Annotated in this window: 16 protein-coding genes; 6 read left to right on the top strand and 10 right to left on the bottom strand. The window is 32.8% G+C overall.

What is annotated here, in order from left to right:
* The first annotated feature begins 1 nt into the window (after position 1).
* From CDH49_RS11160 to CDH49_RS11135, 6 genes are all read left to right on the top strand, one after another.
* Complete coding sequence (locus CDH49_RS11160) at positions 2-1,927, top strand: vWA domain-containing protein (protein WP_100615592.1); 1,926 nt, start codon at positions 2-4, stop codon at positions 1,925-1,927.
* Positions 1,924-3,180, top strand: a complete 1,257-nt coding sequence (locus CDH49_RS11155) for a dihydroorotase (protein WP_100615590.1) — start codon at positions 1,924-1,926, stop codon at positions 3,178-3,180. Before CDH49_RS11160 ends, CDH49_RS11155 begins: the two co-directional genes overlap by 4 nt.
* A gap of 2 nt (positions 3,181-3,182) precedes the next feature.
* Positions 3,183-3,521: a hypothetical protein gene (locus CDH49_RS11150; protein WP_100615589.1), complete on the top strand. Its 339-nt coding sequence runs from the start codon at positions 3,183-3,185 to the stop codon at positions 3,519-3,521.
* A gap of 1 nt (position 3,522) precedes the next feature.
* Positions 3,523-4,179 carry an alpha/beta hydrolase gene (locus CDH49_RS11145; protein ID WP_100615588.1) on the top strand — a complete coding sequence of 219 codons (657 nt, stop codon included), beginning with the start codon at positions 3,523-3,525 and terminating at the stop codon, positions 4,177-4,179.
* Positions 4,180-4,438: 259 nt separating this feature from the next.
* The gene (locus CDH49_RS11140; RefSeq protein ID WP_100615587.1) at positions 4,439-4,762 is read left to right on the top strand and encodes a helix-turn-helix domain-containing protein; all 324 of its coding nucleotides are present in this window, start codon (positions 4,439-4,441) and stop codon (positions 4,760-4,762) included.
* A 2-nt stretch (positions 4,763-4,764) separates the two neighbouring features.
* Positions 4,765-7,230: an N-6 DNA methylase gene (locus tag CDH49_RS11135; protein WP_100615586.1), complete on the top strand. Its 2,466-nt coding sequence runs from the start codon at positions 4,765-4,767 to the stop codon at positions 7,228-7,230.
* 130 nt (positions 7,231-7,360) lie between these two features.
* On the opposite strand, the gene CDH49_RS11130 is transcribed toward CDH49_RS11135, so the two are convergent.
* The 10 genes from CDH49_RS11130 to CDH49_RS11085 all read right to left on the bottom strand — a co-directional run bounded on the left by CDH49_RS11130 (position 7,361) and on the right by CDH49_RS11085 (position 17,376).
* Positions 7,361-8,062, bottom strand: a complete 702-nt coding sequence (locus CDH49_RS11130; protein ID WP_100615585.1) for a response regulator transcription factor — start codon at positions 8,060-8,062, stop codon at positions 7,361-7,363.
* Between the two features lie 5 nt (positions 8,063-8,067).
* Complete coding sequence (locus CDH49_RS11125) at positions 8,068-9,603, bottom strand: sensor histidine kinase (protein WP_100615584.1); 1,536 nt, start codon at positions 9,601-9,603, stop codon at positions 8,068-8,070.
* 105 nt (positions 9,604-9,708) lie between these two features.
* Positions 9,709-10,302 (bottom strand): dephospho-CoA kinase, encoded by a 594-nt coding sequence (gene coaE, locus CDH49_RS11120; RefSeq protein WP_100615583.1) that lies wholly within the window; start codon positions 10,300-10,302, stop codon positions 9,709-9,711.
* Complete coding sequence (locus tag CDH49_RS11115) at positions 10,299-11,264, bottom strand: YbbR-like domain-containing protein (protein WP_239970648.1); 966 nt, start codon at positions 11,262-11,264, stop codon at positions 10,299-10,301. The genes coaE and CDH49_RS11115 overlap by 4 nt, the downstream gene beginning before the upstream one ends.
* 2 nt (positions 11,265-11,266) lie before the next feature.
* Positions 11,267-12,268 (bottom strand): glycosyltransferase, encoded by a 1,002-nt coding sequence (locus tag CDH49_RS11110; RefSeq protein ID WP_100615582.1) that lies wholly within the window; start codon positions 12,266-12,268, stop codon positions 11,267-11,269.
* A gap of 72 nt (positions 12,269-12,340) precedes the next feature.
* Positions 12,341-13,159 (bottom strand): enoyl-ACP reductase FabI, encoded by an 819-nt coding sequence (locus tag CDH49_RS11105; protein ID WP_100612307.1) that lies wholly within the window; start codon positions 13,157-13,159, stop codon positions 12,341-12,343.
* Between the two features lie 68 nt (positions 13,160-13,227).
* Positions 13,228-14,880: a DNA repair protein RecN gene (recN, locus tag CDH49_RS11100; protein WP_100615581.1), complete on the bottom strand. Its 1,653-nt coding sequence runs from the start codon at positions 14,878-14,880 to the stop codon at positions 13,228-13,230.
* Positions 14,881-14,943: 63 nt separating this feature from the next.
* The gene (porD, locus tag CDH49_RS11095) at positions 14,944-15,834 is read right to left on the bottom strand and encodes a type IX secretion system protein PorD (protein WP_100615580.1); all 891 of its coding nucleotides are present in this window, start codon (positions 15,832-15,834) and stop codon (positions 14,944-14,946) included.
* A complete protein-coding gene (gene coaBC, locus CDH49_RS11090) occupies positions 15,827-17,038 on the bottom strand; it encodes a bifunctional phosphopantothenoylcysteine decarboxylase/phosphopantothenate--cysteine ligase CoaBC (RefSeq protein WP_100615579.1) in 1,212 nt (403 codons plus the stop codon). Before coaBC ends, porD begins: the two co-directional genes overlap by 8 nt.
* An 8-nt stretch (positions 17,039-17,046) precedes the next feature.
* Complete coding sequence (locus tag CDH49_RS11085) at positions 17,047-17,376, bottom strand: DNA-directed RNA polymerase subunit omega (RefSeq protein WP_100615578.1); 330 nt, start codon at positions 17,374-17,376, stop codon at positions 17,047-17,049.
* Position 17,377: the final 1 nt, after the last annotated feature.

Below are 17,377 nucleotides of genomic sequence, written 5' to 3'. Positions count from 1 at the left end.
AATGCAGTTTAAACACCCAGAACTTCTTTACGCTCTATTTTTACTGCTCATTCCCATTATAGTCCATCTATTTCAACTCCGAAAGTTTCAAAAAGAAGCCTTTACCAATGTCGCGTTTTTAAAAGAGGTCACTTTACAAACCCGCAAAAGTTCGCAATTAAAAAAATGGCTGACCTTGTTAACCAGATTGCTATTGCTTGCCTGTATTATTTTAGCATTTGCCCAACCATTTACCGCGAAAACCAACGCCTTTAAAACCAAAAGTGAAACTGTTATTTATTTAGATAATTCGTTTAGCATGCAGGCCAAAGGTGACCAAGGCGACCTTTTAAAACGTGCCGTTCAAGACATTATAAGCAATGTACCCGAAAACAATACCATCTCTTTATTGACAAATGATAACACTTATAAAAACACTTCTATAAAAGCTATTAAAAATGACTTGCTACAAATGGAGTATTCAGCAAAATCGTTTACTTATGAAGCTGCGTTATTAAAAGCTAAAACACTTTTCAGTAAAGATGAAGGTTCTTTAAAACACATGGTTTTTATTTCAGATTTTCAGCAGCAAGCGACTCATTTTAATCCAACTCCAGATTCACTTACTAATATATTAGCTGTTAAACTGGAACCCGTAAACATTAATAATGTTTCCATTGATAGTGCTTATATTTCCAACGCAACGGCTTCAAATTTCGAAATTACGGTGGCATTAAAACAAACTGGAACGTCGATTGAGAATTTACCTGTGTCGCTTTATAATGACGACCAATTAATAGCAAAAACATCGGTTGCCATTAATAACAATGCCAAAACAACATTCTCTTTACCGACCAATACCATTATTAACGGTAAAATAAGTATTGATGATACCGGTTTGCAATATGATAACGACCTGTTTTTCAATATTAATAATGTCGATAAAATTAATGTACTGAGTATTAATGAGGAAAACGATTCCTTTTTGAAACGTATTTTTACGGAAAATGAATTTAATTACACATCCGCCACGGTTGACCAATTAAACTTTAACGATTTAGAAAAACAAAACTTGATTGTTTTAAACGAACTAAAAACCATTCCGAACACCTTAGTATCGGTTTTAAAAACGTTTACCGACCAAGGTGGTTATATAACCATTATTCCCGCAAAAGACATAACTACCTCATCTTACAATGAATTGCTACAAAATTTCGGCACACGTTTCACTGATTTTGTTGCTTCCGAAAAACACATCACCACCATTAATTATTCGCATCCCATATACAGCAATGGCGTATTTGAAAATGAGGTGAAAAACTTTCAATATCCGCAAATACAAAGTTTCTACAATCTGTCAAAGCAAGCAGGTAGTTCTGTTTTACAATTTGAGGACAATAAACCCTTTTTAGTGCAAAGCAAAAACGCGTTTATATTTACGGCCGCCTTAAATAATGACAATTCCAATTTTAAGAATTCGCCTTTAATTGTTCCTACACTTTATAACATGGCAAAAAATAGTTTTAAAGTGCCCTCCATATATTATACCATCGGACAGGATAATAGTTTTGATGTGGATGTGCAACTGAATCAAGATGATATTGTTTCAATTGTCAATACCGATTTAAATATCATTCCCAAACAGCAATATTTCAATAATAAAGTGCTTATAAACACATTTGAAGACCCCGCCATTTCTGGTATTTATACCATTAAAAACAAGAATGAGAACATACAAAATGTGAGCTACAATTATAATCGGACCGATAGCGACCTAATCTATCAAGATCTTTCAAACTTAAACAACATTACACTTAGTGATTCTGTTACCGATAGTTTTGACATCATAAAAAGTGATACAAATATTAACGCCTTGTGGAAATGGTTTGCTATTTTTGCACTGGTGTTCTTGATTATTGAAATGCTCATCTTAAAATACTTTAAATGAACATACTTATAAAGTCTGCAACAATTATTGATTCTAAAAGCGAGTTCCATAACACAACTCAAGATGTATTAATTGAAAACGGTGTTATTACCAACATAGGAAACCAACTAAAAAATCCGAAGAATTATCAAGAAATCGCATTCGAAAACCTTCATATCTCACAAGGATGGTTTGATAGTAGTGTGTGTTTTGGTGAACCAGGTTTTGAAGAACGCGATACTATTGCCAACGGCCTAAAAACGGCAGCAGCTTCTGGATTTACGGCGGTTGCCATGAATGCCAACACGCATCCTATTTTAGACACTAGTTCTGATATTGAATTTGTCAACACAAAGGCAAAAAACCATGCCGTTACCTTATTGCCCATGGGGGCTTTAACAAAAGAGGGCAAAAGTGAAGACTTGGCTGAATTATATGATATGACACAAGCTGGGGCGGTCGCTTTTTACGACTACCAAAAACCAGTAAGTAATCCCAATCTCTTAAAAATTGCGCTTCAATATGCCATGAATTTTGGTGGCTTGGTATGCTCATTTCCACAGGAAAATAAAATTGCGGGATTGGGTGTCATGAATGAAAACATCACCAGCACCTCGCTGGGTTTAAAAGGAAATCCGACCCTAGCTGAAGAACTTCAAGTCGCCAGGGATTTATTTTTACTGGAATATACAGGTGGAAAATTGCATATCCCAACCATATCTTCAGCAACATCGGTGGCATTAATTCGCGAAGCAAAAAAGAAAAAACTGGATGTGACTTGTAGTGTTGCCATTCATAATCTATACTTTACAGATGATATTATAACCGACTTCAACACGCATTTTAAGGTGATGCCTCCTCTACGGACGCAAACGGATGTTGAGGCCCTTATGGAAGGTTTAAAAGACGGCACGATAGATATGGTGACCAGCGACCACAACCCGATTGACATCGAACATAAAAAAATAGAATTTGATTATGCGGCTAATGGTACTATTGGTTTAGAAAGTGCTTTTGGCGCTTTGCAAACCTTATTCACTTTAAAGAAAACCATAGACCTTTTAACCAAAGGGAAATCCAGGTTTGGATTGGAACAAACACCCCTGAATGTTGGCAATAAAGTAAATATCACCCTTTTTAATCCAGATACCAAATACACCTTTTCTACGAAAAACATCATCTCTAAATCGAAAAACAGCATTTTTGAGCATGAAACTCTAAAAGGAACCGTTTACGGCATCATCTCAAATAATCAAGTGGTATTAAATTCGTAATAATGACAGAACAAGATATTGAAAAAGGACGTAAACACGCCATCATTAGCTATTTAACTATTATAGGCGTTATTATTGCTTATTATTTGAATAATGAAGACGAGAACAAAAGTGCTTTTGCAAGTTTTCACATACGGCAATCCTTAGGTTTATGGTTAACATTTTATGCCCTAGGCTATATTATAGGAAGCTTTGATAGCTGGTTAGTAACCACTAGTTTTTATGTTTTTTTCACTGTCCTTTTTATTTACGGGTTTATCAATGCACTAAACAGAAAAGCACAAGCAGTACCATTAGTTGGTAACTTTTATCAAAAAATATTTAAAAATTTAGGCTATTAAAATGAGTCATCCTTCCCTATCATTACATCACATTATTAGAAAGTCCACGTTAACCGAAAATGCGCCATTGTTAATCATGTTGCATGGTTATGGCAGTGACGAGGCCGATTTATATTCGTTTTCAGGTGAATTACAGGACGATATTTTCATCATTTCCGTTCAAGCACCGTATGCCCTAGAACCGTATGGACATGCTTGGTATGCCATTAATTTTGATGCCGATATGGGAAAATGGAGCGATAACGAACAAGCCAAAATGTCTAGGGATTTAATCGCTAAATTTATTGATGAAGCCGTGGAAGCTTATCCTGTAGATAAAAACAACGTCACACTTTTAGGCTTTAGCCAAGGTGCTATTTTAAGTTACGCCACGGCCTTGACCTATCCTGAAAAAGTAAAAAATATTATTGCCTTAAGTGGCTATATAAATAAAGCTATTTTACCCCAAAATCTGGATAAAACGGACTTTTCCAAATTGGATTTTTACTGCTCTCATGGTAAAGTAGATCAAGTGATCCCAGTAGATTGGGCAAGACAAACAGAGCCTTTTTTAAAAGCTCTCCATATAAAACATAACTATTCTGAATTTCCTGTGGGGCATGGTGTCGCACCACAAAATTTTCGTGATTTTAGGGAGTGGTTGGGTAAGCGGGTTTAGTAAAAGACCATCTTTCTAAAATATTTAATAAACCTTGATTGGTAAAATTTATACCTTGCCTTTTAACCATCAATAGTAAATAATTGAAATTATCTATATTTTAAAAGTTGCGCTTTCTAATGAAATCCAAAAGCGCAAAAGAAAAACTAGTTTTGCTTACATTACTTTTTACTATTAACTCTAAAAAATTTTAGCACTTTAAAAAAACTTTATTACATTTGCCATTATTTAGCAAGTTTAATATCGGCAAGTCTGTTTTATGGCAACATTTGGGGAGTTCTTAAAAAAAGAAAGAGGAAAAAAGGGAATAAATCAAAGTGATTTTGGACAAGAAATTGGAATCATAATGACTGACATAAGTAAAATTGAAAATGGTCGTAAAAAATTCCCTTTTGTTAATTTAAAAAATCTTGCTGATTTTCTTGAAAAAGATTTAGAAGAATTAAAAACACTTTATGTGGCTGACATTATAGTTGATGAAGTACATAAATATAAATGTTCAGACAAAGTATTTTCTATTGCTGAAGCACAGTCAAAATACATAAAGAATAAAAATGTTAAACAAGGTGAATTAGAATTGTAAAAATGGCAAAAAAAAGGAAAAACGAATCTAAAGTTGATATCGATCTATTCAACTTTTTGTCAAATACAAAGAAATATTATAATTCTTGGGAAATTAAAAAAACTTATAATTCTTATGTTCAGACTGTTTTAGATACTTCTAGTAAAGGTGGGACAGGTTTTCGAGGAGAACCTGACCTAATTTATATAAATGAAAATAAAAAAATATTAATTCTTGTTGAGAACAAAGATTCCATTGGCGACCACGAATCGAAAAACAGAAATAAACCTAAAGATTTTGCAGTAGATGGAGTAATCCATTACACTTCATTCTTTATTGATGAAAATCTTGACAAAATCAATTCTTCTTTAAAGAAACACTTTAAAGATTGGTCAATAATTGGAATTGCTTTTTCAGGAGATATAAATGATGAATACAATCATTTAGTTACAACCTTTATAATTTCAGACAATGAATTAAAGGACATTGAAACTAAAGAAATTCTTGATGAAGAAGATTATTTAGCTTTTTTTGAAAATATTGATATTGAAAGTATCTCGAAGAATATTTCGAAATCCTCAAGTGAAATCAATAGAATTCTTAGAACATTAGATTCTCAAAAAAGACCTATTCTTTTAAGTGCCTTGATGATTTGTCTTTACGACAAAGATAATGTTGCTAATGACTTTAAAAGAAGTTACAGTAATTGGTCAACAACGAATATTATTAGAAACATTCCAACTACAATACTTGATATTCTTACAAACGAAAGCATTGATGTTGACAAAATAAACATTCTAATAAATGAACTTGCTTTTATTACAACAGATAATGACTTAAACTCATCTGATATACTAAAAGATATTCTCAAAGAATTAGAAAACAATGTAATTCCACTATTTAACAAAAAAACCAACTATGACATAATTGGAAAATTTTACGAAGAATTTTTGAGATACGCAGGTGTTGCCAATGTTAAAAAAGGTATTGTTTTAACACCTAGTCACATTACAAAATTATTCACTGAACTAGTAGATTTCCGTACAAATGATGTAATATTTGATACCTGCTGTGGAACAGGTGCATTTTTAATATCGGGAATGAATAAGTTGGTTAAAGAAATTGAAAGTTCTAATCTTACCAATAAAAAAGAAAGAATTGAAACTTTAAAGCAAAGCCAATTGGTAGGTTTTGAAAATAGCAGTACAATGTACTCTCTTGCAATTTCAAATATGCTATTCAGAGGTGATGGAAAATCAAGAATTTATCACGTTGATGCTTTTTCCCAAAAAGCTTCAGATATACTTGAAAATTTAAAAAAAGAAGGTATTACACCTACTATTGGCTTCATAAATCCGCCTTATGGTGGAAAGGATAATAATACAAATCCAACTAAAAAAGAGATTCAATTTCTTGAATCTCTTTTAGATAACGTTAGTAGATTTGGAGTAATTATAGCACCTCTTTCCACATATTTTAAGGATGATATCATTCGGAATAGAATATTATCGAAACATACCTTAAAATACGTTATTAATATGCCAGGAGAATTGTTTCAGCCTAATGCTTCGACACATACTGCTGTTGCAGTTTTTGAAACTAATTTACCGCATAATAACAAGGAAGTTGTATTCTATAATTTAGAAGATGACGGTTTTATACTCTCAAAAAACAGAGGTAGAACCGATGTGCTTAATAAATGGAATCCGATAAAAAAAGAGGTACTAAATAAAATCGACAATGCAATATCCCTTCAAGATAACTTAACCTTAGTTCAAACCAAAATTTCTTCAAATGATGAATGGATAATTCAAGCCCATTCAAAAACAGATTATCACCACTTAAATGAAAAATCATTTATAAAAAGTATCAAACAATATCTGATTTTTTCTTTAAAATTTAAATTGAATCTTTTAAACAAAGACATTGATGAAATTACATTACTTGAGCTTTTAGATGATAGTATTAAAAGAGAACCACAAATTCAAAAATCTTCACTAAAATTTGAATTTGACACTTGGAAAGAATTTAACTTCTATGACGTTTTTAAATTTCAAAGAGGTAAAAGGTTAACAAAACTTGACCAAAACGATGGCGGAATAGCTTATATCTCTTCAACAAAAGAAAATAATGGAATTGACAATTATATTTCACCACCAGACTATATGACAGTCTACAATAATGCTATGACAATTAACAATAGCGGAAGTGTTGGGTATGTGTTTTATCACAACTATGATTTTGTAGCTTCTGACCATTGTACAGTTATTTCAATACTTGACGAAAAAATAGAATTAAATGAATACATAGCAATATTCCTAAAACCAGTCATTGAATCAATTAAACCTAAATATAATTTTGCTAGAGAAATAAGTGATTACCGATTGAATAAGGAAAAAATTTCATTACCAGTTGACAAAAAAGGTAATCCAAATTGGGAGTATATGGAAGAATTTATAAAATCGTTGCCTTATTCTTCTTCATTATAATTCTATAACACTGTTAAAACTCACAATGTCTATTATTTGGTAAACAAACAAATGTCACCTTTACTAAATATAAATCACATAAAAAGCCAGCTAAATAGCTGGCTTTTCAATTATATAAAATATTTTAAATCTAATTCACAACCAATCTAAATCCTTCACCATGTATGTTTAGTATTTCTACTTTATCATCCAATTTTAAATACTTACGTAATTTGGCAATATATACATCCATGCTGCGAGAGGTGAAATAATTGTCGTCTCTCCATATTTTGGTAAGAGCCAATTCACGAGGCATTAAATCGTTTTCGTGCAATGCCAATAAGCGTAACAATTCGTTTTCTTTTGGCGATAATTTAATAGGGTCGCCACCTTTATAACGTAAAAATCGTAATTTAGAATTCAGGTCAAAACCACCAATTTTAAACTCAAATTGTTTACTATCAGAAATGGTTTCGGTGGCTTTACGTTGTATAATAGCCTTGATTTTCATTAATAGCACTTCGCTATCAAATGGCTTATTTAAATAATCGTCAGCCCCCACTTTATAGCCTTTTAAAACGTCTTCCTTCATGGCTTTCGCCGTTAAGAATACAATAGGAATATCGGTGTTTTTTTCTCTTATTTCTTTCGCCAAGGTAAACCCATCTTTATAAGGCATCATAACGTCTAAGATGCATAAATCGAAATCGCCTTTCTTAAATTTTTCGAAGCCTTCCATACCATTTTTGGCATGAACAACATCATAATCATTCATCATTAAATAATCTTTAAGAACCGTTCCAAAGTTGGGATCGTCTTCTACTAATAAAATTTTCTTTTTTTGTTCTTCCATAGTTTCTATGATATTAAGGGAAGTTTTATGGTAAAAATACTTCCTTTGTCTTTTTCACTTTCTACACTAACATGACCTTGATGGTCCTCTACAATTCTTTTTACATAGGCCAAACCTAAACCGTGACCTTTAACATTATGTATATTTCCTGTATGTTCTCTATAAAATTTTTCGAACACACGTTTGGTAGCTGCTTTACTCATCCCACTACCTTGGTCTTTAATTTTTAATAAAATATGTGTTCCCACATTTTCTGTGTAAACATCTATTTTTGGGGCGTCTGGAGAATATTTAATAGCATTGTCCAAAACATTAACTATGACATTGGTAAAATGCGTGTCGTTTGCCAACACGGTCGATTTTAAAGCCCCTAAATGGGTTTTAATATAACCTTCCCTATCTTCAACGATAAGTTCTACATGGCCTAGGGCATCTTCTATCAAGTCATGTAAATCTACTTTATCTTTACTTATATTAAGTTCGTTTTTTTCTAGTTTAGATATTCTCAATACGTTTTCAACTTGGGCGTGCATCCGTTTATTTTCCTCTTTTATCATATTAAGATAACGAAGCACTTTCTCTTTATCATCAATTATTTTAGGATTCTTAATCGCATCCAAAGCTAAATTTATGGTGGCAATGGGTGTTTTAAACTCATGCGTCATATTGTTAATGAAATCTGTTTTAATCTCAGATATTTTACGCTGTTTTAATAATTGATACAAGGCACTAGAATATGTTAACAGAATGACAAGCGTGAAAATAACGGACAATGTAATCATACTGGAAATGGATGATAAAATGAACTTTTTATCTTCCGGGAAATTCACTAAAAGCACATAATTACTTTTATTTTCTTCATCGTAAAAAATATTTACTCTGTAAGTATCAAATTTGTTGTTCTCAAAATTATCGGTATGTACTTTTGTTGATAAGTCGTTACTGTAAATAGCAAATTCGTAAGCAATATCTACATTATTTTCTTTTAGTTTTCTAGAGAGTAAACTATCTATTTGTCTTTTTGAAACACGCTTATATATAGGTATTGTTTTTACATAAGCTTTGAGTTGTTTATTAAAATAATTCCTTTCCGCTTCGCTTAATCGACTGCTGTTAATAATATTTAAAATAGGGGTTCTACTAATGTCTTTATCGGATTGATCGGAATTATTAAAAACCTCAATTTTAGAACTTCCTATAATGTTTTTTATATCGATACTATCTAAACCAATGTCAAAGAGCGGCGAAGACAACTTATAGTTTTCTTCTAATATAATTTGAGTATAATTTATAGTTTCATTAGTACTTTTATTCTGTAAAGAAGTAAATAGTTGGGAAACTACAGCGGTATCAACTCTTTTTTCGCTATCCAAACTTTGAAACTTCTCAAAATAACCATCTAATTCATTTGTTTCAATAGTATTTGACACATTTGCCAAAGTTTTCTTAACGTTAGACTCAAAACGTTCCCTTTGGTTTAATTCTGCCCCTTTAATATAATAAGCTTGTAATGAAATAATTCCTATTAGAGATAAACTCATGAAAATAATTAACAGGACAAATATCTTTTTGCTCATCACTCAAAATTAACATTTTAACATTTAGCACTCTTACTTTTAACCTTACATTAACAAATATGTTAAAATTTAAGATTTTCCACAATGTTTTAAGATTTCATGGTAGATTTTTAGTACTTGCTCTTTGGTGTTTTCTATAGTTATATTGTCTATAACAAAATGGGACAACTTTACTTTAGCGTCATCTGGCCACTGATTATTCATCACGGCTTCTATTTTTTCTTTGGTGGTAGATTCCCTTTTTAACAAACGTGCTATTCTTACATCTTTGGGCGCTGTTACCGTAATAACAAAATCGCATTGTTTGTAACCGTTATTTTCGAACAGAATTGCCGCTTCTTTAATAACATACTCCTTGTCCTGTTTTGATACCCATTTTTTAAAATGTGTCCCCACTTTTGGGTGCACAATAGCATTCATTTTTTGCAAATAGGATTCATTTTTAAAAATAATATCCGCTATAAAAGGCCGGTTCAATTCATTATCAACATATGCCTGTTCGCCAAATAAATTGGTGAGTTGCCGTTTTAAGACTTTAGAGGTATTCATAAGCTTTTTAGCTTCTTCATCGGCAATATAAATAGGGACTCCCAAAGCCTGAAACTCTTTGGCAACCGTAGTTTTACCACTACCAATACCACCTGTAAGACCTACTATTTTCATTCTAAAATTATAAACTCAATACGTTGTTGATTCACTTTTGCACTTTTAACCAGCTTGGATATTTTGGTCAGTTTTGGTGTTAAATAAGCTTGTTGATTCTCAATAGCACTAAAGTCGCATTCAACAACAAAATCTTCTGCCTTTATAGCTTTAAAATCCTTTAAACTGGTATAATAGGCCACAATGACTTCTTTCGGAAAATAATTTAAGGTCATATCTGCGGGTACATTTATAACCGAAACCGGAATTTTAAGCGTACCCTCCGTATATTTTTCTACCGTTGCAGATACTTGTATCTCATTGGTAGAGAACTTTAAATCTTTATTGTTTTTTGGCAACTTAAGTTTAACCATACTTGATATATTTGATTTCACGTCATCTAAAGTCAGTTTTTCCGTTTGAACGCTTTTAACTTTTGAAGCAATGATTTCTGGACCAACAACCACTATAGAGTCGGGATTTAACTTGTAGTTTCCCGTTACATCAAAACCAGAAACAAACGCAACATCTGTATTAAGTAAGATAGGTACTTTCTTAACTAGATTAACATCGTACTTAAAGACCAACGTATCTGGGGAAATATTTAATAATTCAACCTTATTTCCAAATTGTTCATCACTATACAAATAGGCTTTAGACTTATCCCAAATAAACGTCGATTTTGTTTTAATGACATCTTTAGAAAAATCGATGTTGATTTTGGGTTTGGAAAGATAATATCCTAGCCATTTAAACCCATGTGTTTTTAATGTCACCTTTAATTTTGCATTGGAATCGTTAAGAACCACATTTTCTTGGGGTACATTTATTTTATTGATATCGAATGTTATGGTATTGGTAAATTCGTTGGATAGTTTGGTAAAAATTAAAATGATAAATGCTAATAACAGAAACAAAAAAAAGACATTTATTTTTCTGTTTCTGATAGAGATTAGTATTTCCTTTTTTAATTTTCTTATCATGCTTATTTAAAAAATAATTCTGGAAAAAACCGCTTGGGGTCTTTTTTTAAAACTTCTACAACAATGGTGGATTTTAAAAAGCCAAAACCATAGCCAAAAAACTGTATCACAATCGCTGGTATGGAATATAACGCTACAACAACGCTTTTAGTTGTTATTAACGCTACAATAAATGCCATCATAAAATAAAACACATACAGCTGAATAAAAAACGTTATTTGAAAAAAATAAAGCATACAGGCCATTAAAAACCCTAAACAAAACAGTGTGGGAAACCAATAGGTTATTTTTTTTGTTTTCGGATGCCATACATTTAAAATGGGTCTCACTAATCCGAATTTAAAAACCTGCTTATAAAATTTTTCCCAAGAAATCCTACGTTTATGGTACACAAATGCTTCTGGAATGAGTTTGGTTTTAAAACCTAGGTCCCACAATCTAATCGATAAATCTGGGTCTTCACCAGGATGGATATTCCCAAATCCGCCAGATTTCATAAAGGCTTCTTTAGAAATACCCATATTGAAACTTCTAGGTTGAAATCTATCCACGCTTTTATTGCCTCCCCTTATACCTCCGGTGGTGATAAAAGATGTCATGGAAAAATTAATGGCTTTTTGAAGATTTGTAAACGAGTGATGTGCTGCATCAGGACCGCCATAACAATCCACGTAATTATCATTCAGGCTTTTAACAACGGTCTCTAAATAATTTTCAGGCAACAGACAATCACTATCTAAAATAATAAAATAATTGCCTTTAGCATGTATCATCCCAAAATTTCTAGAGTCTCCAGGACCTGAATTGTCTTTAAAAAAATAAGAAATATTTAGTTTGTCTTTATATACATCAATGACATCTTTTGAAGGTATTGTAGAGCCATCTTCGACAATCACAATCTCAAATGTTTCATTTGTTTTTAACGCCACAAAACTTTGCAAAAGCTCTTGTATTTCGTCTGGACGATTATAAACAGGGATTATGAATGAGAATTGTAGATGCATAACACAAATGTAACCAATCCATACAAAAAAGCCACCGTTTTATGGGTGGCTCATTTATTTGTATTGAATAAATTATTCTTCTCCCATAAAGGTTGACATAACAGCATCACTCACGCCCATATTACTAAAGCCGCCATCGTTGTAGAGGTTTTGTAACGTAACACGTTTTGTTAAATCACTAAACAAGGTCACAGTATAATTGGCACAATCCAAAGCCGTGGCATTACCAAGTGGCGACATTTTATCGGCATACGCAATAAAACCATCAAAGCCTTTCACGCCACTTCCTGCGGTTGTTGGTGTGGGAGACTGTGAAATGGTATTGACTCTTACTTTTTTATCTCTTCCAAAAAAATACCCAAAACTACGTGCAATACTTTCTAAATACGCCTTATTATCCGCCATATCATTATAATCTGGAAACACACGTTGCGCCGCCATATAGGTTAAAGCCACAATACTTCCCCACTCGTTCATGGCATCCGATTTGTATAAAGTTTGCATCAATTTATGAAAAGACATCGCCGACACATCTGTTCCTTTTTGGGTCCATTCATAATTCTGATCGGTGTAATGTTTCCCTTTACGCACGTTGATAGACATGCCGATGGAGTGCAACACAAAATCCAATTTACCTCCAAGAATCTCAGTAGATTTATCAATTAAATTTTGTAAATCTTCAACAGAAGTGGCGTCAGCAGGAATGATTTGAGAACCTGTTTTTTCAGCTAACTCATTTATTTGTCCCATTCGCATAGCAACCGGCGCATTGGTTAATACAAATTGGCCGCCTTCTTCATGGACACGCTCTGCTGTTTTCCAAGCGATAGAGTTTGCATCTAGAGCCCCAAAAATAATTCCCCTTTTTCCTTTAAGTAAATTGTATGACATATCTATTTGTTGTTAATTCGTTCGTTGTTTAATTGTAAAAGTCAACAAAGGTAAAAAACTTTTAACTTTTAGTTCAATAATTCTTTGGCATGTGCAATGGCAGATGAGGACATTTCCAAACCTCCCAGCATTTGTGCGATTTCAACAATACGCTCGTCATGATTCAGTTTCATAAGATTGGTTTGTGTTACGTCGTTCACATCTTCTTTAAAAACTTTATAATGCGAATGGCCTTTGGCAGCGATTTGTGGTAAATGTGTAATGGAGAATACTTGCATGGTTTTGCTCATTTCCAACATGATGTCACCCATTTTATTGGAGATTTCACCAGAAACACCCGTATCAATTTCATCAAACATAATGGTTGGCAACTGAATGTATTTTGATAAAACCGATTTTATGGCGAGCATAATCCTTGATAATTCTCCTCCCGAAGCTGCTTTTTTTAATTCATTAAAACTGCCTCCTTTATTAGCTGAAAATAAAAATGATAATTCATCTTTTCCATTAGCAAAAAAATCATTACCAAAACTTACCTCCATTTTAAATTGGGCATTTGGCATACCCAAATCTTTTAAAATAGTCTGTAATTGTTCGACTAATGATGGAATAACTTCAGAGCGTTTATCATGAATGGCTTTTGAAATAGCGTTGAGTTCTTCTTCTTTCTTAGAAATTTCAATCTGCTTTTTTTGAATGGTATCATCTAAATTTTCGGTGTAGGATACTTTTTCTTCTAAATTATTCTTTATGATTATTAATTCTGAAACATCAGTCACAACATGTTTTTGCATTAAGTTATGAAGCTTTTGCAATTTAGCATTCACGGCTTCCAGTCTAGCAGGATTTGCTTCTAGATTTTCTTGAAGTCCGTCAATTTCACCAAAAACATCATCTAAATCAATCAAACTGCTATTTACTCGATTATATAAATCTTCATATTTTGAAGACATCCCAGTTAATTTTTGAAGACTGTTTTTTAGCAAGGTCAATGTTGAAATGATACCAATTTGCTCTTCACCCAAAAGCTGATAGGATTCCGCCAGTTTTTCCTTGATGGACTCAACATTATTTAAAGTTTCATACTCTTCTTCAAGCAATTCCATGTCGCCGACAACCAAATTAGCTTCCACCAATTCATTCAGTAAAAATGTATTGTAATCATGTTCTTTAATAGCTTCCGCTTGAAAGTGAAGCAATCCGTTCAATTCCTTTTGAAGTGATTTGTAAAGCTTTAATTCCGATTTATAATTTTGAAGTTCAACATCATTATTTGCCAACGCATCAATAATTTGAAACTGGAAATCATTACTCGTTAATTCCAAGGTTTGGTGTTGGGAATGTATATCAATCAAACGTTCTCCTAAAAGCTGTAAGCTATTTAAATTTACAGGAGAATCGTTTACAAATGCCCTGGATTTTCCTGAAGGCAAAATTTCCCTGCGGATGATGGTTTGCTCTTCATAATCAAAATCCTCTGCCTTAAAAAGCGATTTCAAATGGTAGTTTGAAATATTAAAAACGGCTTCAATCACGCATTTTTCATCGGTGTTTTTTAAACTGCTTAAATCGGCGCGCTTCCCTAAAACCAACGATAAGCCTCCTAAAAGTATAGACTTTCCAGCACCCGTTTCACCCGTAATTATTGAAAGTCCATCGTTAAAACTAACTTGGAGATTATCAATTAAAGCATAATTTTTTATGGAAAGTGATGTTAACAAAAGCTTATAAACGATTTATAATTAAGGGAAATAAAGATACGTGAGTTTTGTATTGAATACAACTTAAAACTTAATATTTTGCCATTTGCTACTGTGCATGGGGGCTACTTTTTGCAAGGTTTCTTTAACGCTGGCAATATTCACATTGGGACCACCACTGAAAATCTGTTCAATTTCGTCTGCTTTAGAATCAAAAAACGTCCGCAATAAAAAAGAGTTTGGTCGTCTGCTATTCATGACTTCAAACTGCTTTAAGGTAGAAGCTATTTTTTCCTTTCCTGCTTTTGGATTTTCACCCATCACATCCAAGCCTTCTCTATGATAGGTATAAAGCACATCCCTAAACTCTTGAAAAGTTGAAGACAATATATTATCTATTAAAGCAAATTTACTTTGTAAACCATCTTCTAATTTCCAACCTCTATAATTTTCCTGTCTGGAATAATTTGCTATAGTTTGGGCTTGCTTAAAATACGTCTCTCCGCCACCTTTAGTAAACGAATCTGCATCCAAGGCTAAAATCATATACACATGAAAAGCAATAACAGACACTAAATTGGATTCGTATTGATTAGCATTAAAGATGATATTCTGAAACTCCAAATACCTAAACGAAAAATCCCTATCGTTAAAATTATAAATTGGTGTGGTATAAGAGGACCCGAACACTGGGCGAGAAGACTGTACCTGAATGGTACCTTGAAAAGATTCCCCGCTATAATCAGTAATAGTAATATTCATACTGCAATTGATGCGCTCTTGGGCAGAAAATGTTCTATTGGTCCATGTGGTATTGTTGACAAACTCGGTAAGTTGACCTTCTAATGTTTTAAAAATCTGTAAATTTTCACTTCCCGTTTGACGCGCATTAACCACAACGTTACAGTTTAACTCTTGCGAGAATCCTGTAAAAATGGCAAATATTGAAAACAAAACGATTGTAATACTACGCATTCAGTTGTTTAATAATTTCATTTAATAAGTCTTTTGCAACATCTGCTTTCGACTTTAATTGAAACTCGGTTATTTGGTTTTTATCATTTATAAAAGTGACTTTATTAGTATCACTTTTAAAACCAGCTCCCGAGTCATTTAACGAATTTAAGACAATTAAGTTTAAATTCTTTCTTTTAAGTTTGTCTTTTGCGTTTTCAACTTCATTATCGGTTTCTAAAGCAAAACCAACTAAAAATTGATGGGTTTTAATGGCCCCTAAAGATGCTAAAATATCCTTGGTTTTTTCCAACTCTAATGTTAACGTATCAGTGGTCTTTTTTATTTTTTGGATAACAACTTCTTTTGGTTTAAAATCGGCCACAGCTGCAGATAGAATAGCAACATCTGTTTCTCTAAAATAAGTATGTGCGGCGTTATACATCTCTTCCGCGCTAACAACAGACACAACATGAATTAAACTATGCGAGAGGTTTTCATGGGTTGGCCCCGAAATTAAAACGACCTCAGCTCCTAAATTGGCTGATGCTTTGGCAATTTCAAAACCCATTTTTCCACTGGAATGATTGCCAATAAACCGAACGGGATCTATGGCTTCATAAGTTGGGCCAGCCGTAATAAGTATTTTTTTTCCTTTTAAAGGCAATTTATTTAAAATATCATTTTCAATAAATTGAACGATGTCTTCTGGCTCTGCCATTCTGCCTTCCCCAACTAAACCACTAGCCAATTCGCCACTTGTAGCAGGAATCATGATGTTTCCATAACTTTTTAATACGCTAAAAGATCGTAATGTACTCTCATGCTTATACATGTCTAAGTCCATGGTAGGCGCAAAATAGACAGGACATTTAGCCGATAGATAGGTTGCTAACAATAAGTTGTCGCAAATGCCATTTGCCATTTTTGATAAGGTATTGGCAGTAGCTGGAGCAATGATGAATATATTTGCCCATAGTCCTAAATCTACATGACTATTCCACACAGCATTGTCATCTTCATCGTTTGTAAAAGATGAATAAACAGGATGTTTTGAAAGTGTTGATAAGGTTAAAGGGGTAACAAAGTCTTTGGAAGCAGGTGTCATAACGACTTTTACGTTAGCACCAGCTTTAACAAACAATCTTACTAAAGAAGCCGTTTTATAAGCGGCAATACCAGCGCTTATGCCCAGTAGTATATTTTTGCCGCTTAGTATTGACATTTTAAAAATTATTCCTGAGAATCTTCCTCAGTATTTCTAAAATAGATTTTATCTGTTAACCATTCTTGAACAGCCAACGCATGAGGTTTTGGTAATTTTTCATAAAATTTAGATACCTCAATTTGTTCTTTGTTTTCAAAGATTTCTTCAAGACTGTCATTGTAAGTTGCAAATTCTTCCAACTTATCAATTAGTTCTCTTTTAATCTCTGTATTAATTTGCTCGGCACGTCTTGCAATGATGGAAATGGACTCATAGATATTCTCTGTTGGCTCATCTATTTGATTTCTATCATACGTTATGGTATTAACTGGAGCATTCGTTCTTTTTAAATCCATT

This window comes from Confluentibacter citreus, from assembly GCF_002807055.1.
Classification (GTDB): domain Bacteria; phylum Bacteroidota; class Bacteroidia; order Flavobacteriales; family Flavobacteriaceae; genus Confluentibacter; species Confluentibacter citreus.
Note: the sequence above shows the minus strand (reverse complement) of the source record. Positions and strands in the feature narration are given on the sequence as shown.

What these genes read in the sequence shown, in the direction of transcription:
- CDH49_RS11160 (WP_100615592.1), top strand. Translation starts at nt 2, where the DNA reads ATGCAGTTTAAACACCCAGAACTTCTTTACGCTCTATTTTTACTGCTC.
- CDH49_RS11155 (WP_100615590.1), top strand. Translation starts at nt 1,924, where the DNA reads ATGAACATACTTATAAAGTCTGCAACAATTATTGATTCTAAAAGCGAG.
- CDH49_RS11150 (WP_100615589.1), top strand. Translation starts at nt 3,183, where the DNA reads ATGACAGAACAAGATATTGAAAAAGGACGTAAACACGCCATCATTAGC.
- CDH49_RS11145 (WP_100615588.1), top strand. Translation starts at nt 3,523, where the DNA reads ATGAGTCATCCTTCCCTATCATTACATCACATTATTAGAAAGTCCACG.
- CDH49_RS11140 (WP_100615587.1), top strand. Translation starts at nt 4,439, where the DNA reads ATGGCAACATTTGGGGAGTTCTTAAAAAAAGAAAGAGGAAAAAAGGGA.
- CDH49_RS11135 (WP_100615586.1), top strand. Translation starts at nt 4,765, where the DNA reads ATGGCAAAAAAAAGGAAAAACGAATCTAAAGTTGATATCGATCTATTC.
- CDH49_RS11130 (WP_100615585.1), bottom strand. Translation starts at nt 8,062, where the DNA reads ATGGAAGAACAAAAAAAGAAAATTTTATTAGTAGAAGACGATCCCAAC.
- CDH49_RS11125 (WP_100615584.1), bottom strand. Translation starts at nt 9,603, where the DNA reads ATGAGTTTATCTCTAATAGGAATTATTTCATTACAAGCTTATTATATT.
- coaE (WP_100615583.1), bottom strand. Translation starts at nt 10,302, where the DNA reads ATGAAAATAGTAGGTCTTACAGGTGGTATTGGTAGTGGTAAAACTACG.
- CDH49_RS11115 (WP_239970648.1), bottom strand. Translation starts at nt 11,264, where the DNA reads ATGATAAGAAAATTAAAAAAGGAAATACTAATCTCTATCAGAAACAGA.
- CDH49_RS11110 (WP_100615582.1), bottom strand. Translation starts at nt 12,268, where the DNA reads ATGCATCTACAATTCTCATTCATAATCCCTGTTTATAATCGTCCAGAC.
- CDH49_RS11105 (WP_100612307.1), bottom strand. Translation starts at nt 13,159, where the DNA reads ATGTCATACAATTTACTTAAAGGAAAAAGGGGAATTATTTTTGGGGCT.
- porD (WP_100615580.1), bottom strand. Translation starts at nt 15,834, where the DNA reads ATGCGTAGTATTACAATCGTTTTGTTTTCAATATTTGCCATTTTTACA.
- coaBC (WP_100615579.1), bottom strand. Translation starts at nt 17,038, where the DNA reads ATGTCAATACTAAGCGGCAAAAATATACTACTGGGCATAAGCGCTGGT.
- CDH49_RS11085 (WP_100615578.1), bottom strand. Translation starts at nt 17,376, where the DNA reads ATGGATTTAAAAAGAACGAATGCTCCAGTTAATACCATAACGTATGAT.